At 64.4% G+C, this 25,659-nt stretch carries 25 protein-coding genes and 1 riboswitch; of the genes, 11 read left to right on the top strand and 14 right to left on the bottom strand.

What is annotated here, in order from left to right:
* Positions 1-67 precede the first annotated feature (67 nt).
* The 5 genes from FFS37_RS22710 (at position 68) to FFS37_RS22730 (ending at position 7,734) form a co-directional block, all read left to right on the top strand.
* Positions 68-664, top strand: coding sequence for a helix-turn-helix domain-containing protein (locus FFS37_RS22710; RefSeq protein WP_171026374.1), 597 nt, complete (start codon positions 68-70; stop codon positions 662-664).
* A gap of 96 nt (positions 665-760) precedes the next feature.
* Positions 761-3,214, top strand: coding sequence for a GcvT family protein (locus FFS37_RS22715; RefSeq protein WP_137933206.1), 2,454 nt, complete (start codon positions 761-763; stop codon positions 3,212-3,214).
* Positions 3,211-4,116 carry a homocysteine S-methyltransferase family protein gene (locus FFS37_RS22720; RefSeq protein ID WP_137933207.1) on the top strand — a complete coding sequence of 302 codons (906 nt, stop codon included), beginning with the start codon at positions 3,211-3,213 and terminating at the stop codon, positions 4,114-4,116. The genes FFS37_RS22715 and FFS37_RS22720 overlap by 4 nt, the downstream gene beginning before the upstream one ends.
* Positions 4,109-5,290: a pyridoxal phosphate-dependent aminotransferase gene (locus FFS37_RS22725; RefSeq protein WP_137933208.1), complete on the top strand. Its 1,182-nt coding sequence runs from the start codon at positions 4,109-4,111 to the stop codon at positions 5,288-5,290. The genes FFS37_RS22720 and FFS37_RS22725 overlap by 8 nt, the downstream gene beginning before the upstream one ends.
* On the top strand, positions 5,287-7,734 hold the full coding sequence (locus tag FFS37_RS22730) for a GcvT family protein (protein WP_137933209.1): 2,448 nt from the start codon (positions 5,287-5,289) through the stop codon (positions 7,732-7,734). The genes FFS37_RS22725 and FFS37_RS22730 overlap by 4 nt, the downstream gene beginning before the upstream one ends.
* A gap of 166 nt (positions 7,735-7,900) precedes the next feature.
* Here FFS37_RS22730 and FFS37_RS22735 read toward each other — a convergent pair whose 3' ends face one another.
* The 7 genes from FFS37_RS22735 to FFS37_RS22765 form a co-directional block, all read right to left on the bottom strand.
* Positions 7,901-8,488, bottom strand: a complete 588-nt coding sequence (locus tag FFS37_RS22735) for an NAD(P)H-dependent oxidoreductase (protein WP_137933210.1) — start codon at positions 8,486-8,488, stop codon at positions 7,901-7,903.
* Entirely contained in the window at positions 8,488-9,069 is a 582-nt protein-coding gene (locus FFS37_RS22740; RefSeq protein ID WP_137933211.1) for an NAD(P)H-dependent oxidoreductase, read from the bottom strand. The genes FFS37_RS22735 and FFS37_RS22740 overlap by 1 nt, the downstream gene beginning before the upstream one ends.
* Before the next feature lie 207 nt (positions 9,070-9,276).
* A complete protein-coding gene (locus FFS37_RS22745; RefSeq protein ID WP_137933302.1) occupies positions 9,277-10,680 on the bottom strand; it encodes an FAD-binding oxidoreductase in 1,404 nt (467 codons plus the stop codon).
* Positions 10,680-11,981 carry a cytosine deaminase gene (locus tag FFS37_RS22750; RefSeq protein ID WP_137933212.1) on the bottom strand — a complete coding sequence of 434 codons (1,302 nt, stop codon included), beginning with the start codon at positions 11,979-11,981 and terminating at the stop codon, positions 10,680-10,682. The genes FFS37_RS22745 and FFS37_RS22750 overlap by 1 nt, the downstream gene beginning before the upstream one ends.
* A 48-nt stretch (positions 11,982-12,029) precedes the next feature.
* A complete protein-coding gene (locus FFS37_RS22755; protein ID WP_137933213.1) occupies positions 12,030-12,881 on the bottom strand; it encodes an ABC transporter permease in 852 nt (283 codons plus the stop codon).
* Positions 12,868-13,692 carry an ABC transporter ATP-binding protein gene (locus FFS37_RS22760; RefSeq protein ID WP_137933214.1) on the bottom strand — a complete coding sequence of 275 codons (825 nt, stop codon included), beginning with the start codon at positions 13,690-13,692 and terminating at the stop codon, positions 12,868-12,870. The genes FFS37_RS22755 and FFS37_RS22760 overlap by 14 nt, the downstream gene beginning before the upstream one ends.
* 12 nt (positions 13,693-13,704) lie before the next feature.
* Positions 13,705-14,709 (bottom strand): ABC transporter substrate-binding protein, encoded by a 1,005-nt coding sequence (locus FFS37_RS22765; protein ID WP_137933215.1) that lies wholly within the window; start codon positions 14,707-14,709, stop codon positions 13,705-13,707.
* Between the two features lie 265 nt (positions 14,710-14,974).
* On the opposite strand from FFS37_RS22765, the gene FFS37_RS22770 reads away from it, so the two are divergent.
* Both FFS37_RS22770 and FFS37_RS22775 read left to right on the top strand, forming a co-directional pair.
* Entirely contained in the window at positions 14,975-15,358 is a 384-nt protein-coding gene (locus FFS37_RS22770; protein ID WP_137933216.1) for a RidA family protein, read from the top strand.
* Between the two features lie 55 nt (positions 15,359-15,413).
* Positions 15,414-16,217, top strand: coding sequence for a creatininase family protein (locus tag FFS37_RS22775; protein WP_137933217.1), 804 nt, complete (start codon positions 15,414-15,416; stop codon positions 16,215-16,217).
* Between the two features lie 3 nt (positions 16,218-16,220).
* Here FFS37_RS22775 and FFS37_RS22780 read toward each other — a convergent pair whose 3' ends face one another.
* Together FFS37_RS22780 and cobD are read right to left on the bottom strand one after the other, a co-directional pair.
* The gene (locus FFS37_RS22780) at positions 16,221-16,730 is read right to left on the bottom strand and encodes a tyrosine phosphatase family protein (protein ID WP_137933218.1); all 510 of its coding nucleotides are present in this window, start codon (positions 16,728-16,730) and stop codon (positions 16,221-16,223) included.
* Complete coding sequence (cobD, locus tag FFS37_RS22785) at positions 16,727-17,773, bottom strand: threonine-phosphate decarboxylase CobD (protein ID WP_137933219.1); 1,047 nt, start codon at positions 17,771-17,773, stop codon at positions 16,727-16,729. Before cobD ends, FFS37_RS22780 begins: the two co-directional genes overlap by 4 nt.
* On the opposite strand from cobD, the gene cbiB reads away from it, so the two are divergent.
* Positions 17,772-18,743, top strand: a complete 972-nt coding sequence (gene cbiB, locus FFS37_RS22790) for an adenosylcobinamide-phosphate synthase CbiB (protein WP_137933220.1) — start codon at positions 17,772-17,774, stop codon at positions 18,741-18,743. The genes cobD and cbiB overlap by 2 nt on opposite strands.
* Before the next feature lie 332 nt (positions 18,744-19,075).
* Here cbiB and cobO read toward each other — a convergent pair whose 3' ends face one another.
* From cobO to FFS37_RS22810, 4 genes are read right to left on the bottom strand one after another with little or no spacing between them, the layout of a single operon-like run.
* On the bottom strand, positions 19,076-19,699 hold the full coding sequence (cobO, locus tag FFS37_RS22795) for a cob(I)yrinic acid a,c-diamide adenosyltransferase (protein ID WP_137933221.1): 624 nt from the start codon (positions 19,697-19,699) through the stop codon (positions 19,076-19,078).
* Position 19,700: 1 nt separating this feature from the next.
* Positions 19,701-20,216 carry a bifunctional adenosylcobinamide kinase/adenosylcobinamide-phosphate guanylyltransferase gene (gene cobU, locus FFS37_RS22800; RefSeq protein WP_137933222.1) on the bottom strand — a complete coding sequence of 172 codons (516 nt, stop codon included), beginning with the start codon at positions 20,214-20,216 and terminating at the stop codon, positions 19,701-19,703.
* Complete coding sequence (locus FFS37_RS22805; protein WP_137933223.1) at positions 20,209-21,018, bottom strand: CbtA family protein; 810 nt, start codon at positions 21,016-21,018, stop codon at positions 20,209-20,211. The genes cobU and FFS37_RS22805 overlap by 8 nt, the downstream gene beginning before the upstream one ends.
* 15 nt (positions 21,019-21,033) lie before the next feature.
* A complete protein-coding gene (locus tag FFS37_RS22810; RefSeq protein ID WP_027051280.1) occupies positions 21,034-21,213 on the bottom strand; it encodes a CbtB domain-containing protein in 180 nt (59 codons plus the stop codon).
* Positions 21,214-21,249: 36 nt separating this feature from the next.
* Positions 21,250-21,447: riboswitch (cobalamin riboswitch) on the bottom strand.
* A 152-nt stretch (positions 21,448-21,599) separates the two neighbouring features.
* On the opposite strand from FFS37_RS22810, the gene FFS37_RS22815 reads away from it, so the two are divergent.
* Positions 21,600-22,769: an aromatic ring-hydroxylating oxygenase subunit alpha gene (locus FFS37_RS22815; RefSeq protein WP_137933303.1), complete on the top strand. Its 1,170-nt coding sequence runs from the start codon at positions 21,600-21,602 to the stop codon at positions 22,767-22,769.
* A gap of 2 nt (positions 22,770-22,771) precedes the next feature.
* Here the strand turns inward: FFS37_RS22815 and FFS37_RS22820 are convergent, their stop codons facing one another.
* Positions 22,772-23,971 (bottom strand): MFS transporter, encoded by a 1,200-nt coding sequence (locus FFS37_RS22820; RefSeq protein ID WP_137933224.1) that lies wholly within the window; start codon positions 23,969-23,971, stop codon positions 22,772-22,774.
* A 220-nt stretch (positions 23,972-24,191) separates the two neighbouring features.
* Here FFS37_RS22820 and FFS37_RS22825 point away from each other — a divergent pair, with 220 nt between their 5' ends.
* Positions 24,192-25,190: a heparan-alpha-glucosaminide N-acetyltransferase gene (locus tag FFS37_RS22825; protein ID WP_137933225.1), complete on the top strand. Its 999-nt coding sequence runs from the start codon at positions 24,192-24,194 to the stop codon at positions 25,188-25,190.
* Entirely contained in the window at positions 25,187-25,657 is a 471-nt protein-coding gene (locus tag FFS37_RS22830; protein ID WP_137933226.1) for a methyltransferase family protein, read from the top strand. The genes FFS37_RS22825 and FFS37_RS22830 overlap by 4 nt, the downstream gene beginning before the upstream one ends.
* Positions 25,658-25,659 lie beyond the last annotated feature (2 nt).

The raw sequence follows: 25,659 nt of genomic DNA on the forward strand, positions 1-25,659 counted from the left end.
GTGAAAATCTACTTGATTTTTTCATGAGCTTGATCTCTCATGAAAATCGGATGGGAATTTTCATGAAATGAGCACTTTACCCTCCCCTACAGCACGAACATTGCAGGGACCTGACGAACGCGTGCTGGCCAGCGATATCAGGGCCTTGCGCCGGGCGCGTGGACTGACGCTGGCCGAGATCGCGCTGAAACTCGGGCGCTCGGTCGGCTGGGTCAGCCAGGTTGAACGCGGTCTGTCGACGCCGTCGCTCGGCGATCTCAGGGCCTTCGCCGGACTGTTCGGCGTACCGATCAGCCTGTTTTTCAGCCATGACGTGCCCTTGGAAAGCGAGCGCGGCGTGGTGGTGCGCGCCGGCAAACGCCGCACGCTTGGCACAAGTGAATCCGGCCTGGTGGAGGAACTCCTTTCACCTGACCTCGGTGGCAGCTTCGAGATGGTGCGTTCGGTCTTCGCACCCGGTGCGGAGCTCAAGGCCGTGGCGCGCCGGCCAACCGAAGAGGCCGGTTATCTCGTGTCGGGGCAGTTCGACATCGAGATAGACGGGGTCTGGCACCGGCTCGGCGAAGGCGATTCCTTCCGTTTCGAAGGCAAGCCTTATCGCTGGCGCAATCCGGGAGCCGAACCGGCGGTCGTCATCTGGGTGGTTTCACCACCGGTTTATTGAAATGCATATCGCCCAGAACCGCGCGGCGGCTTTGGGGCAACGGCATGCATCACAACAAAATGGAAGCGCGGCGCGCTTGAAGTTTGGGAGAAAGACATGGCGGGTTTGCCGAGCACGGCGCGCGTGGTGATCATCGGAGGCGGCGTTGTCGGCACCTCCGCGCTCTATCATCTGGCCAAGGCCGGCTGGACCGATTGCGTGCTACTGGAAAAGAACGAGCTGACGTCGGGCTCGACCTGGCATGCGGCCGGCAACGTCCCGACCTTTTCCTCCTCCTGGTCGCTGATGAACATGCAGCGCTATTCGACCGAGCTCTATCGGGGTCTGGCCGAAGCAGTCGACTATCCCATGAACTACCACGTCACCGGCTCGCTGCGGCTCGCCCACTCCAACGAACGCATGCAGGAATTCCAGCGCGCCAAGGGCATGGGCCGCTACCAGGGCATGGATATCGATGTGGTCGGTGTCGACGAGATCAAGCGGCGCTACCCCTTCATCGAGACGCATGACCTCAAAGGCGCGCTGTTCGATCCGAGCGACGGCGACATCGACCCGGCGCAGCTGACACAGGCTCTGGCCAAGGGCGCACGCGATCTTGGCGCCAGGATCATCCGCTTCTGCCCGGTCACCGGCGTGCGCCGCGACAAGGAAGAATGGGTCGTTGCGACCCCTCAAGGCGAGATCCGCTGCGAAATCGTCGTCAATGCCGCCGGCTATCGCGCCGCCGAAGTCGGCAGAATGTTCGGCCGCGAGGTACCGATGATGGTGATGAGCCATCAATACATCCTGTTCGAGGAGATCCCCGAACTGGCGGCCTGGTCCAAGGAACAGGGCAGGAAGCTGCCGCTGCTGCGCGACGTCGACACCTCCTACTATCTGCGGCAGGAAAAGAGCGGCATGAATCTCGGCCCCTATGAGCGCAATTGCCGCGCGCATTGGGCAACCCACAATGATCCGATGCCGGAGGATTTTTCGTTCCAGCTCTTCCCCGACGATCTCGACCGGCTTGAGCACTATCTGGCGGATGCCGTCGCCCGCGTGCCGATCCTCGGCACCGCCGGCCTTTCCAAGGTCATCAACGGGCCGATCCCCTACGCGCCGGACGGCAATCCGCTGATCGGCCCAATGCCCGGCGTGCCCAACGCCTTCGAGGCCTGCGTCTTCACCTTCGGCATTGCGCAAGGCGGCGGCGCCGGTAAGGTGCTGGCCGAATGGGTGACACAAGGCCAGACCGAATGGGACATGTGGTCCTGCGATCCGCGCCGCTTCACGTCTTTTGCCGCGGCGCCCGATTATTGCGTCGCCAAGGGTCTGGAGATCTACGGCAACGAATACGCCATCCAGTTCCCGCGCCACGCCTGGCCGGAAGGGCGCGACAGGAAGCTGTCGCCGCTCCACGACCGCATCAAGGCGCTCGGCGGCCGCTTCGACGCCTACAATGGCTGGGAGCGCGCCACCTGGTATGCGCAACCCGGCGACGACATCTCCGAGGAAGCGACGCTGACCTTCCGCCGTGACGGCCCCTGGCACCATCGCGTGCGCGAAGAATGCCTGGCCGTGCGCGACGCGGCGGGCATTCTCGACCTGCCCGGCTTCTCGCGCTTTAACCTCGAAGGCCCCGGTGCTGCCGAATGGCTGAGCCTGCAGGTCACCGGTCTGGTGCCGAAGCCCGGCCGCATCGGCCTCGTCTATTTCTCCGACGACAAGGGCCGCATCGTCACCGAAATGTCGGTCGTGCGCCACGCGGAAGATCAGATGACGCTGATCACCGCGGCGGTCGCGCAATGGCACGACTTCGAATGGCTGAAATCGCGCATGCCGAAAGACGCGGCTTTCACGCTGACCGATCGGACGGAGGAGTATTCAACCCAGATCCTGGCCGGCCCCAACTCGCGTAAAATCCTCGCCGAAGTCTGCGATGCCGACCTCACTCTGCCATGGCTGACGCATCAGGAAACAAAGATCGCCGGCCGCTGGGCGAAGCTGGTGCGTGTCTCCTTTGCCGGCGAACTCGGCTGGGAAATCCACACCAGGGTCGGCGACACATCAGCCATCTTCGACGTCATCTGGGCGGCTGGTCAGAAGCACGGACTGAAGCCGTTCGGCATGTATGCGCTGGATTCGCTCAGGCTCGAGAAAGGCTACCGCACCTGGAAAGGTGACCTTTCGACCGACTATTCGATCCTGCAGGGCGGGCTCGAGCGCTTCGTCAAATGGGAAAAGCCCGACTTCCGTGGCAAGGCCGCACTGCAGAACGAAAAGCAGCAGGGCGTGAAGAAGCGCTTCGTCACGCTGGTCGTCGAAAACCCCGGCGATTGCGATGCGCCCTACATGTCGACGCTATGGCATGGCGGCCAGATCGTTGGCGAGACCACCTCGGGCGGCTGGGGTCATCGCATCGACAAGTCGATCGCGCTCGGCATGCTGCGCGTCGATCTGACCGAACCCGGCACCTCGGTCGAGGTCGAAATCTTCGGTGACCGTTTCCAGGCGATCGTACAGAAGGATGAGCCGCTCTGGGATCCGAGGAACGAAAGGCTGCGCGCATGACGAAAATCATCCTCACCGATGGCGGCATGGGCCAGGAACTGGTCCGGCGCAGCAAATCCGAGCCGACGCCCTTGTGGTCGGCCCGGGTGCTGATCGACGAACCCGATCTCGTGCGCGACCTGCATGCCGAGTTCATCCGCGCCGGCGCCCGCGTCATCACCATCAACACTTATTCGGCAACACCCGAACGGCTGGCGCGCGAAGGTGCCGAGGACCTGTTCAAGCCGCTGCAGAAACGTGGCGTCGAACTGGCCAGGCAGGCTTGCGACGAAGCCGGCGAGGCTGCCATCGCCGGCTGCCTCTCGCCACTTTTCGGCAGCTATGCGCCTGCGCTGACCATTTCCTATCAGGAGACGCTCGACATCTACCGCCGCATCGTTGCCGAGCAGGCGGACGGCGTCGATCTCTTTCTGTGCGAGACCATGGCGTCCGCCGATGAAGCGCGCGCGGCCGTCACCGCCGCCTCGGAAAGCGGCAAGCCGGTCTGGGTGTCATGGACGCTCGCCGATCATGGCACGACGCGGCTGCGCAGCGGCGAAGCCCTCGCCGACGCGGCCTCGACCCTCGGCGATCTTCCGGTCGCAGCACGGCTGATCAATTGCTGCCGGCCCGAAGCCGTCAGCGCCGCGCTGCCGGAACTGATCGCGCTCGGCGGTCCGGTCGGCGCCTATGCCAACGGCTTCACCTCGGTCGAGGCGCTGAAACATGGCGGTACGGTCGAGGTGCTGCATGCCCGCCACGATCTCGACCCGCAGGCCTATGCAGATCAGGCCATGGGCTGGGTCGAAGCCGGCGCCGGCATCGTCGGCGGCTGCTGCGAGGTCGGGCCGCCACATATCGCCGCCCTGCGCGACCGGCTTGAACGGGCCGGCTACGAAATTTCGGGAGGGACACATGCCTAGGCCATCATCGCGCATTTCCGGCATCGTGCCGTCCGGCAAGGATGGCTGGGAGGTTCATTTCGCCGCCTGGACCCGCAAGGAAGCCGGCGAAGACATCATCATGCTGTCGGTCGGCGACCATGACTTCGACACGCCCTCTGAGACGATCGAAGCCTGCGTGACCGCGGTTCGCGGCAGCAACCACCACTATACGCCGCTGCCCGGCCTGCCGCGCCTGCGCCAGGCGATGGCAGCCGCTTCCAGCGCCTGCACCGGCGTCGAGACGACACCGGACCAGGTGATCGCCACGCCGGGCGGCCAGGCAGCCCTCTACGCGGCCGTTCAGGCCGTTCTCGACCAGGGCGACCACGCCATCGTCGTGGCGCCGTACTATGCCACCTACCCCAACACGTTCAGTGCCGCCGGGGCGAGTTTCACCGTCGTCGAGACGCCGGCCGAGGATGGGTTTCAACCCCGTGCGGACATGATCCGCTCGGCACTCAAGCCCAACACCCGCGCCATCCTGATCAACACGCCGAACAACCCCACCGGTGCGGTCTATTCGCGCGAGAGATTGGAACAGCTGGCCGAAATTTGCAGGGAGCACGACCTGTGGCTGCTCTCCGACGAAGTCTACTGGACGCTGGGCGGCGGCGAGCATGTCTCGCCGCGCTCGCTGCCCGGCATGGCCGAGCGCACGCTGGTCATCAATTCCATGTCCAAGAGCCATGGCATGACCGGCTGGCGCATGGGCTGGCTGACCGGTCCGCAAGACATGATCACGTTGCTGATCAATCTCAATCTGGTGACGACCTATGGCCTCCCGGCCTTCATATCGATCGCCTGCGCCGAGGCGCTGGAGAACCGTTACGGCGTCAAGGACATCGCCGAGCGCTACGCGGCGCGCCGCACCGTCTTCCTCGACGCCGTGCACGGCATGAACGACGTCACCGTGCGCGGATCCGAAGGCGGCATGTATGTCATGCTGGATGTCTCCGCCGTCGAACCCGACGATGAAAAATTCGCCTGGGCCCTCCTCGACAAGGAGCAAGTCGGCGTGATGCCGGGCTCCAGCTTCGGCGAGGCCGCCGCCGGCCATATCCGCATCAGCCTCTGCCAGCCGGAGCCCGTTTTGCGGGAAGCAGCCGCCCGGCTGCGCCGCTTTGCTTCCACCTATCGCCGCGAGGCCGCATGACCAAGACCATTCCTACCAAAGCGCGCGCCGTGATCATCGGCGGCGGCGTCTCAGGCTGCTCGGTCGCCTATCATTTGGCCAAGCTCGGCTGGACCGACATCGTGCTGCTCGAGCGCAAGCAGCTGACCTCGGGCACCACTTGGCACGCCGCCGGCCTGATCGGGCAGTTGCGCGGCTCACAGAACATGACGCGGCTGGCGAAATATTCGGCCGACCTCTACGTCAAGCTGGAGGCCGAGACCGAAGTCGGCACCGGCATGCGCCAGGTCGGCTCGATCACCGTGGCGCTGACCGAGGAGCGCAAGCACGAGATCTACCGGCAGGCTTCGCTGGCGCGCGCCTTCGATGTCGACGTGCGCGAGATTTCACCGAGCGAAGTCAAGGAGATGTATCCGCATCTCAACGTCTCTGACGTCGTCGGCGCGGTGCATCTGCCGCTCGACGGCCAGTGCGATCCCGCTAACATCGCCATGGCGCTGGCCAAGGGCGCACGCCAGCGCGGCGCCACCATCGTCGAGAACGTCAAGGTCACCAAGGTTCACACCAAGGACGGCCGCGTCACCGGCGTGTCGTGGGCGCAAGGCCAAGACCAGGGCACCATCGAGGCCGACATCGTCGTCAACTGCGCCGGCATGTGGGCGCGTGAACTGGGCGCCCAGAACGGTGTCACCATCCCGCTGCACGCCTGCGAGCATTTTTATCTCGTCACCGAGCCGATCGCCGGCCTCGGCCGTCTGCCGGTGCTGCGCGTTCCCGACGAGTGCGCCTACTACAAGGAAGACGCCGGCAAGATGATGCTCGGCGCCTTCGAGCCGGTGGCCAAGCCATGGGGCATGGACGGCATCCGCGAGGATTTCTGCTTCGACCAGTTGCCTGAAGACATGGACCATTTCGAACCCATCCTCGAAATGGGCGTCAACCGCATGCCGATGCTGGCCACGGCCGGCATCCACACCTTCTTCAACGGCCCCGAGAGTTTTACGCCGGACGACCGCTATTATCTCGGCGAGGCGCCGGAACTGCGCGGCTACTGGATGGCGACCGGTTACAACTCGATCGGCATCGTTTCCTCGGGCGGCGCCGGCATGGCGCTGGCGCAGTGGATCAACGACGGCGAAGCGCCCTTCGACCTCTGGGAAGTCGACATCCGCCGCGCCCAGCCGTTCCAGAAGAACCGGCGCTATCTCAAGGAGCGAGTCTCCGAAACGCTCGGCCTGCTTTATGCCGACCATTTCCCCTACCGGCAGATGGCAACATCGCGCGGCGTGCGCCGCTCCCCCCTGCATGAGCATCTCAAGGCGCGCGGCGCCGTGTTCGGCGAGGTCGCCGGCTGGGAACGCGCCAACTGGTTCGCCCGCGAGGGACAGGAGCGCGAATACCGCTATTCATGGAAGCGGCAGAACTGGTTCGACAACCAGCGCGAGGAGCATCTGGCCGTCCGCAACAAGGTCGGCCTGTTCGACATGACCTCGTTCGGCAAGATCCGCGTCGAGGGCCGCGATGCCTGCGCCTTCCTGCAGAAGCTTTGCGCCAACGACATGGATGTGGCGCCCGGCAAGATCGTCTACACCCAGATGCTCAACCAGCGCGGCGGCATCGAGAGCGACCTCACCGTTTCGCGCCTGTCGGACACGGCCTACTTCCTCGTCGTTCCCGGCGCCACGCTGCAGCGCGATCTCGCCTGGCTGCGCAAGCACCTGACCGACGAGTTCGTCGTCATCACCGACGTAACGGCAGCCGAAAGCGTGCTATGCCTGATGGGGCCTGACGCCCGCAAACTGATCCAGAAAGTCAGCCCCAACGATTTCTCCAATGAGAACAACCCGTTCGGCACTTTTCAGGAGATCGAGATCGGCATGGGGCTCGCCCGGGCGCACCGCGTCACCTATGTCGGCGAACTCGGCTGGGAACTCTATGTGTCGACCGAACAGGCCGCCCATGTGTTCGAGGCAATCGACGCGGCCGGCACGGATCTCGGGCTGAAACTTTGCGGCCTCCACACGCTCGATTCCTGCCGCATCGAAAAAGCCTTCCGGCATTTCGGACACGACATCACCGACGAGGACAATGTGCTGGAAGCCGGCCTCGGCTTTGCCGTGAAGACGGCCAAGGGCGACTTCATCGGCCGCGATGCGGTGCTGAAGAAGAAGGAGGCTGGCTTAACCCGCCGCCTGGTGCAGTTCCGGCTCAGGGATCCGCAACCCCTTCTCTTCCACAATGAAGCCATCCTGCGCGACGGCAAGATCGTCGGCCCGGTCACCTCGGGCAATTACGGCCACCATCTCGGCGGCGCGATCGGACTGGGCTATGTGCCTTGCCAGGGCGAGAGCGAGGCGGACGTGCTGGCCTCGACCTACGAGATCGAGATCGCAGGCGAGCGCTTTGCGGCGGAAGCGTCGTTGAAGCCGATGTATGACCCGAAGTCGGAGCGGGTGAAGATGTAGCGCTGCCCTCACCTTCTCCCCTTGCGGGAGAAGGTGGATCGGCGCGCAGCGCCGAGACGGATGAGGGGTGTTCCAGCGGAATGAGACGCCGGTGTTCCCTGGAGCACCCCTCATCCGTCGCCTTCGGCGACACCTTCTCCCACAGGGGGAGAAGGGAAGTCGGCGTTCAAAACCTTTCCAACCTCGCCCGCACCTTCCCCAGGAACGCCGCGCGGCTTTTCGGCGTCGAGGCATCCATCAGATAATGCGCCAGGAAAAACGTCCGGCAGCGCGTGGCGCACAGCGCGCGCATGCCGCGCAGCAGCGTCTTGCGGCCGGGCTGGCCGACGACGACGCTCCACCAGGTCGGCGCGCCGCAGGTGGTGATGACGCCGACCTTGGTGACATGCGTCATCAGCGACTTGATTCCGCCCTTGCCCACGGGCAGCTTGAAGGCGATGTCGGTCGCCCAGACACGGTCGAGCCAGCCCTTCAGCATGGCCGGCAGGCCGTACCACCATGTCGGGTAGACGAACAGGATCGCCTCGGCCCAGGTGAGAAGTTCGAAATGCGGCTTCAGCGCCGGATCCTGAGGCGCTTGCTCATTGTAGCTGCGCCGCTCCTCGCAGCTCATGACCGGATTGAAGTTTTCGGCGTAGAGATCCAATAGCCGAACCTCCCAGCCCCGGCGCTTCAACACCTCGACGGCCACGTCGCGAATCCCGGCGCAAAAGCTCTCCGGCACCGGATGGCAGTAGACGACCAGCGCGCGCATCAGAAGCCGTCCATGCTGGCCGCGACCTTCTCCGTGAAAGCCCTGCGCGTCTGGTCGGTCGAAAGGTTCATCGAATAGTGGGCGAGGTAGGAGACGCGGGCGCCGGGCCTGATCGTCGCCCGCAGCATGCGCTTCACCACCTTGCGCGGCGGATCACCCATCAGCATCGCGCGGAACCGGCTGCCGCCATATGTGGTGACAGCAGTCATCTTGCGGATGTTGTGCAGCGTTGGCCGCACCTTGCCGTCGACCAGCTTGAATGAGACGCCAGGCAGGAAAACACGGTCGAAAAAACCCTTCAGGATCGCCGGATAGCCATAATTCCAGACCGGGAACGACAGCACCAGGCCCTCGGCCGCCCGCAGCCGCTCGATGTAGCCCGCAACCGCATCGCCAGGCCCGCGCTGATCGTGATAGCCAAGCCGCTCGGCCCGTGTCAGCCGCGGGTCGAAATCCTCCGCGTAGAGGTCGCAGTCATCGACATTGTGGCCCGCCGCGCTCAGCCGCTCGACGATCGTCCGGTGCAGGCCGGCATTGAAGCTGGTCTCCACCGGATGGGCATAGAGCACGAGGATGTTCATGGGAACACATCCCGAACGTCAGCGCGAGGCACCCCTCTCTGCCCTGCCGGGCATCTCCCCCTCAAGGGGGGAGATTGGTAGCTTCTGCGCCGCACCTGTCTTTCCCGCGTCGGAGGTTGGCGAAAGCGGCGAAGCGCATAATCTCCCCCCTTGAGGGGGAGATGGCCGGCAGGCCAGAGGGGGGTGCAGCGCCGCACGCTCATCAATTCACCCTGCCTTCTGCAGCCCCTTGAACAAAAAGGTTCTCCCGGAACGATAGTCATAGTCCGGATTTTCCCAGGCGATCATCTTGCCGGGATTGAGCAGGCCTTGCGGGTCGGTTTCGCGCTTGAAAGCAAGCTGCACGGCATCGGTCTGCTTCATGCCGCCCTCTTCCAGGGTGTAGCGGTGCGGGTTGAAGATCGGACAGCCATTCTCTTCATGCAAGCGGATGATCTCGTCCAACCGCGCCTGGGTGCTGAATTTGACCAGCGGCAGGCCGAAGCAGGTGATGTTGCCATCGAGCCGCACGAATTCGAGATGCGAGAACACTTCACCGGGAAACATCGCATCCATCTTCTCGACCAGCGCCAGCTGGTTGGGAAACGGATAGAGCGATTGCAGATAGGTGACCGAAGGATCCACGCGCAGCGCCCTCAGCGTGGTGTGGTTCCAGGCCAGCTCATAGGCCGGCGGCAGGCCCTTCTTGTCGTCCGGTGAAGCGGTAGCGCCGTTGAAAATTACCTCGCCGCCCGCTCGGCGGGTGAAAGCAAGAAACGCATCGAGCCCATGCTGCGCCACCATCACGACGCAGATGCTCTGCCCTTCCCTGAAAAATTTCTGGTGCCGCTTGAAATAAAGCTGCGGCACGGGGGCGGCGACGGGCGTGATCAGCTTGGTCAGGATACCATCCTGGCAGGCCAGCGCATTGCCGTAGCGCGCCGCGTCCATGAAGGCGTCGAAGCCCACGATCACGTCGATCCACTCATAGGCTGCCGTCAGCGGCATCTCGACTTCCGAAATGATGCCATTGGTGCCGTAAGCGTGGGTCACCTTGTGCAGATCCTCGCCCGTCAATTCGAGCACCCTGGGTTCGGCCTCCATGGTCGCGACGCGCAGGCGCAGCACATTGCCGAAATCGCGCAGACCGCCGAAATTGATCGAGCCGACGCCCCCCGAACCGCCCGCGATGAAACCGCCGATCGAGGCCGTGTTGTAAGTCGAGGGCGACAGCCTCAACTCCTGCCCGGAATGCGCCCGCGTTGCCTTGTCGATGTCGGCCAGCACCGCTCCGGGACCGGTCACCACGCGGCCCGGCGCGATCGACTTGACCTCGTTCATCTCGGCAAGATTGAGCACCACGCCGCCCGACAGCGGCATCGCCTGGCCGTAATTGCCCGTGCCGCTGCCGCGCGGCGTCACCGGAATGCCGCGCCGGTGGCAGGCTGCCAGCACGCGGATCAGTTCGGCCTCGTCCTTCGGCGTCACGATCAAGTCGCCGGTGACATGGTCGAGCTGCTCTTTCAGCACCGGACTGTACCAGTAGAAGTCGCGGCTCTTCTGCTGGACGATGGCCGGATTGTCGTCGAGCTTCAGCCCGTCGAGATCGCGCTTCAGCGCCGAGACATCCATCATCCCACCATCAGTTCGTCGAGTTCGGCATAGTCTGGCAATAGCCGGTCGATCGCGCGCCCGCCGCGCACCACGATGCGATCCGATTCGGGCCGCGACAGCAATTCCGTCCAGCTTCGACCTTTGAACAGGATGAAGTCGGCGTCGCCGCCGGCGGCAAGTGTACCAACCCCGTCGAGTCCCATCACCCTCGCCGGCGTCGCCGCGACAGCCTGCGGCCAGTCGGCGACCGGATGATCAAGATGCAGAATGCGCGTCGCCATGCGGTAGACCTCCAGCATGTCGAGATCGCCATAGGCGTAGAAGGGATCACGCGTGTTGTCGGAAGCGACGGCCACCGGAATGCCCCTCGCCTTCATCTCGTGCAGCAGCGTCACACCGCGCCAGCGCGGCGTGGTCTTGTCCAAACGCCGGTCCTGCAGATAGAGATTGCACATCGGCAGCGACACCACCGCCAGCCCGGCCTTCGCCACCTTGTCCAGCGTGTCCAGAACCTCGAGATCAGGCTGCCGCGCCAGCGAACAGCAATGACCAACCAGTATGTTGCCCTCGAAGCCGCTCCACAGGGCCGCCTCGGCGATCTTCTTCAGCGAGATGGCGGCAATGTCGTCGGTTTCATCGGCATGGAAATCGAGGTCGAGCCCATGCTTGATCGCCTGCGCGAAGACCTGGTCGAGCAGTTCCTCCAGGTCCGGAACCATGTAGGTGACGACCCCGAGCACGCCCTTGGCGGCGGCTACCCGCTTCGCCAGCCCCTCGAACCACCCCTTGTCACGAACCCCTTCGATGCCGAGCAGGCAGGAACCCTGCAATTCGATCCTGCCGCGCCACGTCTCGCGCATCATCTCGAACACCGGCCAGGAAATCTCCTCCTGCGGCGCCACGCTGTCGAGATGGGTGCGAAGCGCCCTGGTGCCATGCGCGTAGGCCGAGCGCAGCGAAAAATCCATGCGTTTGGCGAGATCCTCGGCGCTCCAGCGCGCCACGCGGTCGGCGCCGGCGGCGTTCAGCGCGCCCATGAAAGTGCCGTCGGGATTGGGTTTTCGCGGCCAGATATGACCCTTGTCGATATGGGTATGGCAATCGACGAAGCACGGCAGGACGATGCGGCCGCCGAGATTGACAGTATCGGCCGGCGCTTTTGTCTTGCCATGCGCGGCGATGCTCGAAATCTTGCCATCGGCGACGGCAATGTCGGCCAGCGTAAAACCGTCATTGTCATAAGTTGCGGCAAGCCCCGGCGTCAGTGAGCGATGAACACGGACGTTGGCGAGATGGTAAGAACCGGAGGCCGGTATCAAGGCGTGCCCCCCTCAATCCTGCCGGACATCTCAATCATGTCACGCACCCTAGCGCTCCTGCTTCAGCGCGCTCTCGTGCCAGCGCCGCAAAATGAGATGCGAAATCAGCGACAGCACGAGAAAAATCAGGATGCCGGTGAGCGAGATCAGAAACAGCGCAGCGAACAGCCTTGGCGCGTTGAGCCGGTAGCCGGCCTCGATGATGCGCGAGGCCAGCCCCGACGACTGGCCGGTCGTGCCGGCGACGAACTCGGCCACCACGGCGCCGATCAGCGACAGGCCGCCCGCGATCTTCAACCCACCGAGGAAATAAGGCATCGCCGCCGGAAGCCTGAGATAACGCAATTGCTGCCAGCGCGTCGCGCCATTGAGCTTGAACAGGTCGCGCAGGTTGCGGTCGACGGAGTTGAGGCCGAGCGTGGTGTTGGACAGGATCGGGAAGAAGGCGACGATCCAGGCGCACAGCAGAAGCTTGGTCGTCTGGTTGTTCACATAGATGTTGATCAGCGGAAAGATCGCCACGATCGGCGTCACTTGCAGCACGATGGCGAACGGGAAGAACGACATCTCCACCCATTTCGATTGCGCGAACAACACCGACAGACCGACGCCGCCGATGACGGCCAAAGCCAGGCTGAGGAAGGTGATGCGCAAGGTGACCAGCAGCGAAGAGAACAAAAGGCCGGCATCGTTGTGGAGCGTCTGCAGCACCACGCCCGGGCGCGGCAGGATATATTGCGGGATTTCGTTCCAGACGCAGATGCGATCCCACAGCCAGATCGCCAGGATCATGATCGCCAGCGGCAGCACCCAGCGGCCGATGCGCTCGAACCGCTCCTGGCGCACGCGGCGCGCTTCCTCCGGATCGAGCGGCAACGGGCTGTTCTCAATGGCCGTCATGATGCGGTCCCGCTGTCAGATTGATGGCGCTGATCAGCACATCGGACGCCCGCCGGCACAAGGCCGCATAGTCGGGCGAGGTGCGAAATGCCTCGTCGCGCGGATAGGCCGCCTCGATGGCGAGTTCATCGAACACCCTGCCCGGTCGCGCCGCCATGACCACGACCCGGTTGGAGAGAAACACGCTTTCGAAGACGCTGTGGGTGACGAAGACCACGGTGAAGCGTTCGTCCTGCCAGAGTTCGAGAAGATCGTTGTTGAGCTTGAAGCGGGTGATCTCGTCCAGTGCTGCGAACGGCTCGTCCATCAACAGCACGCGTGGCTTGGTCACCATGGCGCGCGCGATCGAAACGCGCATCTTCATGCCACCGGACAATTCGCGCGGCACGGCGTCCTCGAAGCCGGTCAGATGCACCCGCGCCAGCATCTGCTTGATCGCGGGGGCAGCCTTGGCGCGGGAAATGCCTTTCAGCCTGAGCGGCAGCCATACATTGTCGAAGACGCTGGCCCAGGGCAGCAGCGTCGGCTCCTGGAAGACGAAGCCGATATTGGCGCGGTCGAGCGAGCCGCCGCCGCGCCAGTCGAGCACGCCGGAGGTCGGCGTCGACAGGCCGGCGATCAGCCGTAGCGCCGTCGACTTGCCGCAGCCGGACGGCCCGAGCAGGCTGAGGAAATCGCCTTCGCGGATCGTCAGATCGACATTGCTGAGCGCCGTCACGCCGTTGGAGAACACCTTGCCGACGCCGCGCAACGCCAGCAAGGTCGGAGCAACGTCCGACGCCGGCGCTTGCGCCACCTTTTCCCCGATCATGCCCAGGCTGGCCTACTTCTTCAGGTCGAGCCCGACCCCTTTGTTGACGAAGGCCAGCGTGTAGCCCTTGGTTATATCGATGCCTTCAGGCGTGACCTTGGCCTTGACCATCTTGTCGTAGAAGCTCTTGATGCGCGCGTCGGTCATGGCGCCGATGCCGAGCTTTTCGGTGTCGCCGGAATCGGCCAGGCCGAACTTCTTCATCTGCTCGATCGAGAAGGCGATCTGCTCGTCGCTCATGTCAGGATTGTCTTTCTTGATCATGTCGTTGGCGGCCTTGTTGTCGCCGTAGAGATACTTGTACCAGCCCTTGGCCGAGCCATCGACGAAGCACTGGACGACCTCCGGCCTCTTGTCGATCGTGTCCTGCATCACCTCGATCGTGGTCGAATACGTATCCCAGCCATAGTCGGCGAGCAGGAACTGATTGGGGACGAAGCCGCCTTCCTTCTTGACCGCGAACGGCTCCGAGGTGACGTAACCCTGCTGGATCGACTTCTTGTTGGCGATGAACGGAGCGGTGTTGTAGGTGTAGGGCGCGCGCTTGGAGGCGTCGAAGCCGAGCGCCGTGACCATCCACTGGAAGAAGGTCTGCACGCCTTCGTCGCCAAGAATATACTGGTCGGCGTTCTTCAAATCCTCCCATTTGTCGAGCCCCTCGCCGGGGTGGGACATGATGACCTGCGGATCCTTCTGGAAATCGGCCGCCACCACGCGCATCGGAATGCCTTGCTGGACGGCATCGAAGGCCGACAGCAGATTGCCGCCCATGTAAAAATCGAGCTTGCCGGCCAGCAGCATCGGCCGGCCGGCAACCTGCGGACCGCCCTGCATGATGGTGACGTCGAGCCCGCAGGCGGCATAGGTGCCGTCCGCCACGGCCTGGTAATATCCACCATGCTCCGGTTCGGCCAGCCAGTTGGTGCCGAAAGTGACTTTTTCATTCGCCGCGGCCCCCAGCGTGCTGGCCGCCAGCAGGGCCATCACCGCCACCGAGATCTTCTGTTTCGCGTACATCGACACCACCCTTTGTTTGCTCCGGCGCATCCCGCGCCAGGCTCGACACCAGAGAATCAAGAAGCAAGACATATGCCACCGGCGTCTCGCGCCGGGACCCGCCCGCCTGCACCACAGCCATCTGCGAAAGCCGGAAAGGTCGTGCTGCACCGAAGGCATCGTGCCTATTTTTTGGACGACTGTCCACAATCGCGCAGGCCGCATGCACCACCATCTTGAAGGCGCCATGCGTCCGGCTCTAGGCTTGTGCAAACCGGAGATTGCCATGTTCAGATTCCTCACCCCCAGGTCGATCAAGCCGCCCTTCGCCCGCTACAGCCACGGCGTCGAGGTGCCGGCAGGCAAACGGCTGGTCCTGTGTTCGGGCCAGGTGGCGATAACAGTTGACGACCAGATTCCCGAGGATGCGGGTGCGCAGGCCGAACTCTGCTTTCGCAACATCGCGGCGGTGCTTGGCGAGGCGGGGCTGGGACTGCAGGACATCGTTCGCATCAACGCCTATGTCACCGACCGTGCCCATCTGCGGCCCTATATGGACGTTCGCGACAGGCTGTTTTCCAGCCCGGCCCCGGCCTCCACGCTGATGATCGTCTCCGGCTTCGCGCGACCGGAATTCAAGGTTGAAGTCGAGGCGATCGCTGCCGGGTGATCGACAGGCCGCCCACGCCGCGCTACGTCTGCCGGACAATCTGAAGAGGCAGAAAATGACCGTAGCCAAGAGACGCGTCTGGTGGGGCGACTACCGGACGACAGAATATGCCTCGATCGATCCCGAGGCGACGATCGCCGTGCTGCCGGTGGCCGCGATCGAGCAGCACGGCCCGCATCTGCCGGTGTCGACGGACACTTCGATCATGAACGGTATGCTCGACACGGTGATCGCCCGCCTGCCCGATGATCTCGACATCCGCATCCTGCCGGTCCAGGCGGTGGGCAAGTCGAACGAACATCTGCATGCGCCGGGCACTCTCACCTTGCCGGCGACGACGCTGATCCAGGCCTGGACGGAGCTCGGCCACTCGATCGCGCGCGCCGGCGTGCGCAAGCTCATCGTCGTCAACTCGCATGGCGGCAATGAGGAAATCATGGGCGTCGTCACGCGCGAACTGCGCGTGCATGAGAAAATGCTGGCGGTGAAGACGAGTTGGCAGCGCTTCGGTCGCCCGGCCGGCATGTACACCGAACTGGAGGATCGCCACGGTATCCATGGCGGCGATGTCGAGACCTCGCTGATGCTGCATTTCCGGCCCGACCTGGTCGACATGGGCAAGGCCGACAATTTCATATCCAATGTCGCCAGCGCGGAGAAGGAGTTCTCGCTGCTGCGCCAGACCGGCACCCATGCCTATGCCTGGATCGCCAGCGACCTGAATCCGAACGGCGTTGTCGGCGACGCCAGCATCGCCACGGCTGAAAAGGGCCGGCTAACCGCCGTGCATCAGGCCGATGGCTTCATCGCTTTGCTGCGCGATATACGCAAGGCGAAGCTCGCCGACTGGCTGAAATAGGGCCTAGCGATCGATCTTCAGCGCGAACGGCGTGCCTTCGAAGGCATCGGCGCCGCGTCCGATGGACTGGATCGCCGCGACCATGCGGCCATCGCGGTCGAGAAGCGCATCGGCCACCGCGATCAGGCGCGGGTTGGGCGTTGCCGAGGGCGAGAGCGCGCGCAGCGTCTGCGCCAGCTCCAGTTCGTCGCGGTCCGGCGCCAGCGCGGCAGCGATGATGTAGGCCGAAGCGGTCGAGCGGCTTATCCCGGCGTAACAATGCACCACCATCGGTTTCGTGCGATCCCAGCGGCGCGCGAAATCGAGCAGGTTTCGCACATGCTCCTCGCCCGGCATGGTCATGCCGTCCTGCGCCATCGCAATATCGTGCATGACCAGGTGCAGATGGTTTTCCCTGGATATCGAGGCGGGACGAACCACATCCGTCCCAGCGGAGAGCAAGGACAGCAGCCGTTCGGCGCGGGTCCTGGCCACCGTCTCCTCTACCTTCGACAGCGAGCAGACATGGATCATCGTTCCGCACCCCTTCCGCGATCCTCGCGTCGCGATGCCCACACGGCAAGGGCGCTCTCAAGCCGCTCCCATTCGTCCTCGTTCCCCGGCAGGCCTGCGCGCAACGCATGCGGCCGCTCGGCGAAATGCCGAAGCAGGATGCCGGCGCCGCCGAGCGCCGAGAACAGGTCGGGGGCATCCGGCAGGTCGAGATAGCGGAACAGGGTTGTGCCGCCTGCCACAGCTATGCCGAAACGGCCGAACAGCGCATCGAGCCGTGCCGACGCATCGGCCAGCGAACCACGCATCGCATCCTGCCAAGCGATATCACCGAGCGCGCGAATGCCGTACTCCAGCGCCGGTCCGGCGACCGCCCAAGGCCCGAACTGCGTGTCGAGCCGTCTGACGGTCTCGGCATCGGAAAGCGCGAACCCGAGCCGCAAGCCGGCCAGCCCGAAGAACTTGCCGAACGAACGCAGCACCACGATACCGCCCTGGTCGACATCGCCGGCGAGACTGTGCTCGCGCGGGCCGACATCCATGAACGCCTCGTCGACGACCAGCAGCCCGCCTCTGGCGCGCAGGTCCAAGGCCAGCGCGAGCAACCTGTCGCGCCCGATGATGCGCCCGTCCGGATTGTTCGGATTGACGATGATGGCAAGGTCGGCACCCGCCAGCGCGCTGAAATCATTGACCTCGACCACGTCGTGTCCGGCGATCGCGGCGGCGCGGGCGTGTTCGGCATAGGTCGGCCCCAGGACGAGCGCCTTGCCGGGCGGAACCAGCGACGCCACCCGTGGCAGCAGGATCTGCGTGCCCGGTGCGGCGACGATGTTTGCTGGTGAAGGCGCGCCATAGGTTGTTGCCGCGATCTCGATCAGCTCGCGTGCGCGCGCGGCTTCCGGCAACCGCCACAGCGAGGTGGCGGGGAGATCGAAAAGCGGGTAGGAGTGCGGATTGATACCGGTCGAGAGGTCGACGAAAGGCAGCACGGCATTGGGGAAAAGCGCCCTCGCCCGGCCGAGACTTCCGCCATGGTCCACCGCTCCTTCAAGAAGCTTCATGTCAGTCCTGATCGCTTTCCTGTCATTGGTCATCGAATTTCCGGTCGGCTACCCGGACCGGCTGTTCCGCGCCATCGGCCATCCCGTAACCTGGTTCGGCAGGCTGATATCCTTTCTCGATCTGCGGCTCAACCGCCCCGCTGATCCCGACGCGCTGCGTCGCCAACGCGGTGTCCAGGCGCTGCTGGTGATCGTGCTGGTGCCGGCCTTGATCGGCCTCGGCGTCCAGCTTGTGCTGCTCTGGTTCGTTCCCATGGGCCAGATCATTGCCGCGCTTCTGGCGACGTCGCTTCTGTCCCAGAAGAGCCTTTACGAGCATGTCGAGGCCGTCGCCGACGCGCTCGATTCGGGCGGCCTGACGATGGGCCGCGCCGCGGTCTCGCGCATCGTCGGCCGCGATCCCGAGACGCTCGACCGGGCCGCCGTCTGCCGCGCCGCGATCGAAAGCCTGGCCGAGAATTTTTCAGACGGCATCGTCGCTCCCGCCTTCTGGACCGGAGTCGGCGGGCTCGCCGGAGGTGCTGCCTACAAGGCGGCCAACACCGCCGATTCGATGATCGGCCACCGCACGCCGCGCCATGAGGCGTTCGGCTGGGCGGCGGCGCGTTTCGACGACTGGATCAACCTGCCGGCATCCCGTCTGACCGCCCTGCTCATCGTCGTCGCCGCCCTCCTGGTCAAAGGCGCCGATCCGCGCAACGCCTGGCAAGCTGTCCAGCGCGACGCCAGAAAGCATCGCTCGCCCAATGCCGGTTGGCCGGAAGCGGCGATGGCCGGTGCGCTCGGCCTGGCCCTGGCCGGGCCGCGCAGCTATGGCGGCGTGGTGGTCGACGACGTCTTCATGGGCGAAGGCGGCCGCCGCGATGTCGACAGCGCGGACATCAGGCGTGCGCTGAAACTCTACCGCGTCGCCGACTATCTGCTGATCGCGCTGTTCGGGGTGGTCTCGGTGATCGCGGTTCTGGCGTGACTTCACCCTCACCCTTGTGAGTTCTCTCCGAAGGGGAGGAAGCGAGCCGGGCTGCAACAGGTTCGCGCCTTTCCTCTCCCCCGTCGATCGGGGGAGAGGTGGCTCGGCGAAGCCGAGACGGAGTGGGGGTCGACCAGCTCGGCAGTCGCGTTTGCGCACCCGCCGGGTCGCGCCTGCCAGTCTGCGGCCGCGCGTTCGATAACCGCCTTCCCCCAATCCGTCGCTGCTTCGCAGCGCCACCTTTCCCCCCTCCGGAGGGAAAGGAAGGGAGCCTCGCTGGGAGCATTGGCGACCAGACTTGAATGCTTACCCACAAAAGGGGATAGCGGATCTCAAAACTCGATTCCCTGCTGCGCCTTCACGCCCGCCGAGAAATGGTGCTTGGTCAGCCCCATCTCGGTCACGAGGTCGGCCGCCTCGACCAGCGCCGGCTTGGCGTTGCGGCCCGTGACGATGACATGCAGGTCCTCGCGGCGCGCCTTGAGCGCCACAACCACCTTCTCCAGATCGAGATAGTCGTAGCGCAGCGCGATGTTGAGTTCGTCGAGCACGACCAGACTGATAGACGGATCCGCAATCAGCTCCAGTGCCTTGGCCCAGGCGGCTTCAGCGGCGGCGATATCGCGCTTCAGGTCCTGTGTCTCCCAGGTAAAACCCTCGCCCATCGCATGCCAGACAACACGCTCGCCGAAGGCGGCGAAAGCGTCCTTCTCACCGGTGTGCCATTTGCCCTTGATGAACTGGACGACGCCGACGCGCTTGCCGTAGCCAAGCATCCGCAGCGCCAGGCCGAAGGCGGCGGTTGTCTTGCCCTTGCCCGGGCCGGTGTTGACGATGAGCAGTCCCTTCTCGATCGTCTTGGCCGCCACCTCGGCGTCCTGGACGGCCTTGCGCTTGGCCATCTTGGCGCGATGGCGTTCTTCGTCCTTGTCGTCGATGGTCTTGTCGTCGGTCATCTCACTTCACTTTCAGCGGCAGCCCCGCCACCATCAGCAGCACCGTATCGGCGATCGCCGCGACCTGCTGGTTCAACCGTCCGGCATCGTCTCGAAAACGCCGGGCCAGCGCATTGTCCGGCACGATGCCCTGGCCGACCTCGTTGGAGACCACGAACCACGACCCGCGCGGCCGCGACAGCACGTCGGTGAGGCGCCGGCATTGGGCGGTCACGTCGTGATCGGCAAGCATGTGATTGGTCAGCCACAGCGTCAGGCAGTCGACGAGCACCGGCTGGCCCTCCGGCAGGGCCTCGAGCGCCTCGCAAAGATCGAGCGGCGCGTCGATGGTCGTCCAGCCCTGGCCGCGCCGCGAGCGGTGCAGCGCGATGCGCTCGCGCATCTCGTCGTCATAGGCTTGCGCGGTGGCGATATAGACCCATGGCGGTGGCAAGGCGGTTAAAAGGGTTTCGGCGTGCGCGCTCTTTCCTGAGCGCGCACCGCCGATGATGAAAGCCAGCTTGCCGCGATCAGGCAAAGCTGTCGCGCAGGCTGGTCGCGGTGCCGGTGAAGCGGCCGCGAACCACGCCGACCACGGCGCCGAGAACCAGCCAGAACACCAGGTTCGTCAGCGTCACCGCGACCACGAACTGGTGGTGCAGCCCTTCCGGGATCGGCGTCTCGAAGCTGTCGGGCTGCGGCGCGCCGACAATATGCGGAGCAACGATCAGCAGGACGGCAAGGATTGCCAGCGGCAAGGATTTGCGGAACGCGATCAGGCCGAGCCCGATGGCGGTTGCAACCACGGTCGCCAGCCACCAGATCTGGCGCTGGGTAAGGTCGGCCGCGGGCATGGCCGGCAGTTCCGGCGGCAGGCCGAGGCCCGGTGCCAGCGTGAATATGGCAAAACCGGCCAGGCCCCAGAACACACCCTGGCGCCAGTTGCCGATGCCGCCGGCGAATTCCGAGACGGCGACCAGGATCAGCGCGAAGCCGATGCCGGTGACGACGTTGGAAACGACGTTGAAGGCAAACCGCTCGAAACCATCGGCCGGCGCCCAGCCCTCGTCTTCTTCGGGTGCGGCGGCCGCGGCCGGAGCCGGGGTCATGGCATTCGACGCCGCCGGGGCGGCCGAACTCATAGCATTGCCGCTGGCGGCATCGGCCGGCGCCGCCGGAGCGGCGGCGTGGTCGTGATTATGGCCGCCTTCGGCCTGTTCGTAGACTTCCGCCTTGAGGATCAGCGGCACGGTGGCATAGGCCTGCATGCAGGCGAGGACGACCCCGGCCACGAGCCCGGCGATCGCCGCGATGAACACGACGTTGCGAAACAGATTCATGATGTCAGATCCCTATCAGTGGCAGGGAAACGCCATCGAGTGGCGGTTGTCATGACCGGCGTTATGCACCGCGTCGATATGCGAGAAACCGACAAAGCCGATGATGAAAGTGCCGAGCAGGGCCGCGAGCGCCAGCTGCATGAAGCGCGACTGCGAGGAAACGGAAGCGCCGAGGGAAACGGAAGCGGTGTTCATCTATGTCCTTTCGCCCTCCTCCCGAGGGCCTGTAAGTCAGTTTTACCGTCGCCGGCAGGTCTCCTGGCTCGCGGATCAGCGCCCTTCCCCACCTTCCCGAAGAAAAACCTTCAGTGGCGTATGGAGAGGACTACCGCACACAGTTGCGGGGGCAGCCACGGCATTGGGCAAGAATTTCACCCGCACCGCATTCCCTCTTGGCTCCAAAGCGGAACCGACGACGGCCGGACTATAGGCAAAATCAGGACATGCGGCAAACCAAATTCCGCCAGCGACCAACGCGATTGCGCCATGCAAACGGGGAGCATCCGCGCGACAATTGACAATTATCATGGTCCAGTGTCGGCTGGCGACCTCACAGGAAGCCAGCCATGCAGCCCCCAGCCATGCAGCCCATTGCCAGCGAGCGCGATCCCTATAACGGCCTGACCGAGGCCAAGCCGACGCTGCCCTCATCCGCTTATTGGGACGGCGGGACCTACCAGCGCGATCTCGACGCCATCTGGTATCGAAGCTGGCTGCTCGTCTGCCGCGAGGCCGACCTGGCTCAACCGCTCGCCTTCCGCACCTTCCGCGTCGGCACACAGGAAATCGTCGTCCTGCGCGACGAGACGGGTGAACTGCGCGCCTTCCACAACACCTGCCGCCACCGCGGGTCCCAGCTTTGCCAGGAAAGCGAGGGTAAGCTGAAGGCGCGGCTCATCACTTGCCCCTACCACGCCTGGTCCTACTCGCTGCGCGGCGATCTCGTGCGCGTGCCGTCGAAATCGCTGCCGGCCGGTTTCGACAAATCAGACCATCCGCTCTACCGCGTCGCCCTTTCGGTGTGGCGTGGCTTCGTGTTCATCAACCTCCAGGAGGATGCCGAGGGCTCGGCGCAGTCGTCGTTCGACCCGGGTTCGGGCAATCTCGGCAACTGGCCGCTGGAAACGCTGGTGACAGGCCATGTCCTGCGCAAGGTGATGAACTGCAACTGGAAGATCTTCTGGGAAAATTTCAACGAGTGCCTGCACTGTCCAGGCGTGCACAAGGACCTGTCGCGGCTGGTGCCGATCTATGGCCGCGGCCTGATGGGCCGGCATGACGACCCTGAATGGGCCCGTCACGCCGACAATGACGCGCCGGAGTTTTCCGGGGGCCTGCGCGCGGGCGCCGAAACCTGGTCGCGCGACGGCAAGGCGCATGGGCCGGTCTTTCCGGGCCTGACCCCGGCCGAACGCGCCGCCGGCCAGACCTATGCCACCAGCCTGCCCTCGATGTTCATCGTCGGTCATGTCGATTATGTCAGGTCGGTGCGCCTGGTGCCGCTCGGCCCGGAACAGACCGGGTTGGTCGCCGAATGGCTGTTCACGCCCGAGATGCTCGCCTCGACCGACATCGACAACATCGTTGCCTTCGGCACGCAGGTGCTCGAGGAGGACGCCGCGATCTGCGAGGTCAACCAGAAAGGCCTGCGCTCGGCCCGTCACGCAGCCGGCGTGCTGATGCCCGAGGAATATGAATTGCACCGCTTCCACAATTGGGTGCGCGACCACCACGCGGCGCTTTCGCCCTGACTTCAGAGCGATTTCGGCAGATAGCGCCAGGTGACAAACCCGCAAAAGGCCGCCAGCAGGCTGAGCGTGACGAACACCGACCCCAACCCGAAGAACGCCAGCACAATGGAGTAGACCAGCGGCGGCGTCAGTTCGGAAAAATCGAGATAGGTCCGGTAGACCGCTGCCATCTGCGCCCGCTCGTAGGATCGCACCGAGCGCATGAACGCGGTCGAGCCCAGTGCATCGAGCGCGATGGTGAAAAACGCGCCGCCCAAAAGAAAGCCGCCGGTGAGCAGCGGTGCCGATGCGCCCACCGTACCGGCCGCCAGAAGCATCGCCGACATGGCGAAATAGGCAAATGTCATGGTGCGCCGGCCGCCGAAGCGTTTTCCCGCCTTGCCCCAGAAAATCGCCATGAACAACAGCGCGTTGCCGGCCGAGACCAGCAGGCCGCCCGCCAGGTCGCCTTGCCCCGTGATGACCATGAACAGCGGGCCGTAGACGAAGAACGTCGTCCAGAAGCAGGAGCGGCCGAACGCGATCAACCATGCCAGCCTGAGCCTCGGCTGCGTAACGAACCGGCCGATATTGGCCAACGGATTGGCCGGCCGCGTCTTGCCCGGCTGGATCGATTGGTTGTCGCTGAGCCGGTAGAACCAGAACAGCGCCAGCAAGGCCATCGCGAAAACCGCGACCGCGCCATGCGCGGCATAGATGCCGAAATGCGCGTAGAGGAAAATGCCGAGCGTCGGCCCGCCTGTCCACGCGAACATCGACCACGCCATGCGCAGCGATTCAGCCTGCATGAAGTCGGTCTTGCGGATATGGTCCATGATGTAGAGGTTGAGCGTGACCGCCAGCGCGCTGGCGCCCATGACGCGGCACAGCATGCCCGCAACTTGCCCGGCCAGCGTATGGGTGACGAAGAACAACGAGCCGATCGCAAGCAGGCAGGCGCCGGCCGTATAGACCCAGCGCCGGGCGAAGCGGCGGATCAGCATCGGCATGAACAGCGTCACCGACAGGCCCATCATTGCCACGACCGTGTAGAGGATCGAAACGATCTGCTCGTTGTGCAGGATCTCGTAGGCCTGGATCGGGATGACGCTCGATACGGTGGCGCGCGCGAACGATTCCACCGCGTAGAGCGAAGCGAAGGTGCGCGCATCCGCGGCCTTCAGGGCCGGGAGCCAGATCGGGTGGCGCACATGGGTGGACATTGCTTCCCCAAAGCAGAATCGCGGTTCCAATCTGCGATGGTCGTTCGCGACCCGATAAGAGGAAACCGACCCCTATCCGGCAAAAAACGAAGTCGGTCAAAGGCTTCCAGCCTCTGGCCCAAAGCGGCGCCCGGTCTGCGGCGGCCGGCCCATGCGCGGCCTTCTTCTGTCCGGTACAACCGTGATAGTGCTCAGGCGGGCTGAATCAGATCGCGAGACCATGAGCATCCAAACGCAAACCGCACCCGTTCGGGAGCCATCCCAGCGCATCATTGCCATCGACATCGTGCGCGGCATCGCGCTGCTGGCCATGGCGAGCTATCACTTCACCTGGGACCTGGAATTTTTCGGCTACACCGATCCCGGCCTTACCGCCTTTGGCTGGTGGAAGATCTATGCGCGCTGCATCGCCTCGACCTTCCTGTTCCTGGTCGGCGTCAGCCTCTACCTCGCCCATGGTCGGCAGATCCGCTGGAACGGCTTCTGGAAGCGGTTCGCCATGGTTGCCGGCGCGGCGATCGCGATTTCGGCCGTCACCCGCATCGCCACGCCCGATGGGTTCATCTTCTTCGGCATCCTGCATCAGATCGCCCTTGCCAGCCTGCTCGGCCTCGCCTTCCTGCGGCTGCCTGCTCTGGTCACGCTCGCCGCCGCCGCGCTGGTCATCGCGGCGCCCGTCTATCTGCGCTTCGAGGCACTGGATCACCCCTGGCTTTGGTGGATAGGCCTGTCGGCTATCAACCCGCGTTCCAACGACTATGTGCCGCTGTTTCCCTGGTTCGGCGCGGTGCTTGTCGGCATGGGGGTGGCGAAACTCGCTTCCACCGCCGGCTTGCGGGCGCGCGTGGCCAGCCTTTCACCCGGCCGCTGGTCGAACCCGCTGGTGTTCATCGGCCGCCACAGCCTTGCCTTCTACCTGATCCACCAGCCGCTGCTGATCGGCTGCGTGTGGCTGTTCTCGCAAGTGATGCCGGCTCAGGTCGAAACGCCGCAGGTCAACTTCCTGAAAACCTGCCAGCGCTCCTGCGAGCAGACGCGTAACGCGACCTTCTGTTCCAGCTATTGCGGATGCATGCTGGAAACGCTCGAAGGCGAAGGCTCTCTTGATCGGCTCTACAACAACGACCAGACTGCGGACTTCAGAACCCATCTGTCCGACCTCGCCGGCACATGCACCGCCAGCACGGAGGACAAGATGAGCGAGGGAGGGACACAATGAGCGAGCCGAAGCCCGGGGTGATACCATGGCCTCCGGTGATCTATGCCGCCGCGATCGCCATCAGCGTCATTCTCGGCATGCTCTATCCCCTGCCCTGGATCGGTGACCTCCTCGGCGACATCCTGTTTGCCGCCGGCTGGGTGGCGCTGTTCGGCGCCGCCGCGCTCTGGATCACCGCCATCCGCGCCATGATGCAGGCAAAGACCACGCTCAGTCCCACAGCCCTGCCGGACCATCTCGTCACCACGGGCCCGTTCGGCATCACCCGCAATCCGATCTATCTGGCGCTGACGCTGATGCTGATCGGTGTCGCCTTCGTCTCGGGAATAGCGTGGTTCCTGCTGTTTGCCTTCATCGCCGCCTTCGTCACCCAGAAGGTCGCGATCGAGGGGGAGGAAAAGATACTGGCGGCGAAGTTCGGCAAGAAATATCGCGACTACGCCAAGCGGGTGCGCCGCTGGATTTGACC

Origin of the sequence: Mesorhizobium comanense (assembly GCF_005503535.1) — a bacterium.
GTDB classification, from domain to species: Bacteria; Pseudomonadota; Alphaproteobacteria; order Rhizobiales; family Rhizobiaceae; genus Mesorhizobium; species Mesorhizobium comanense.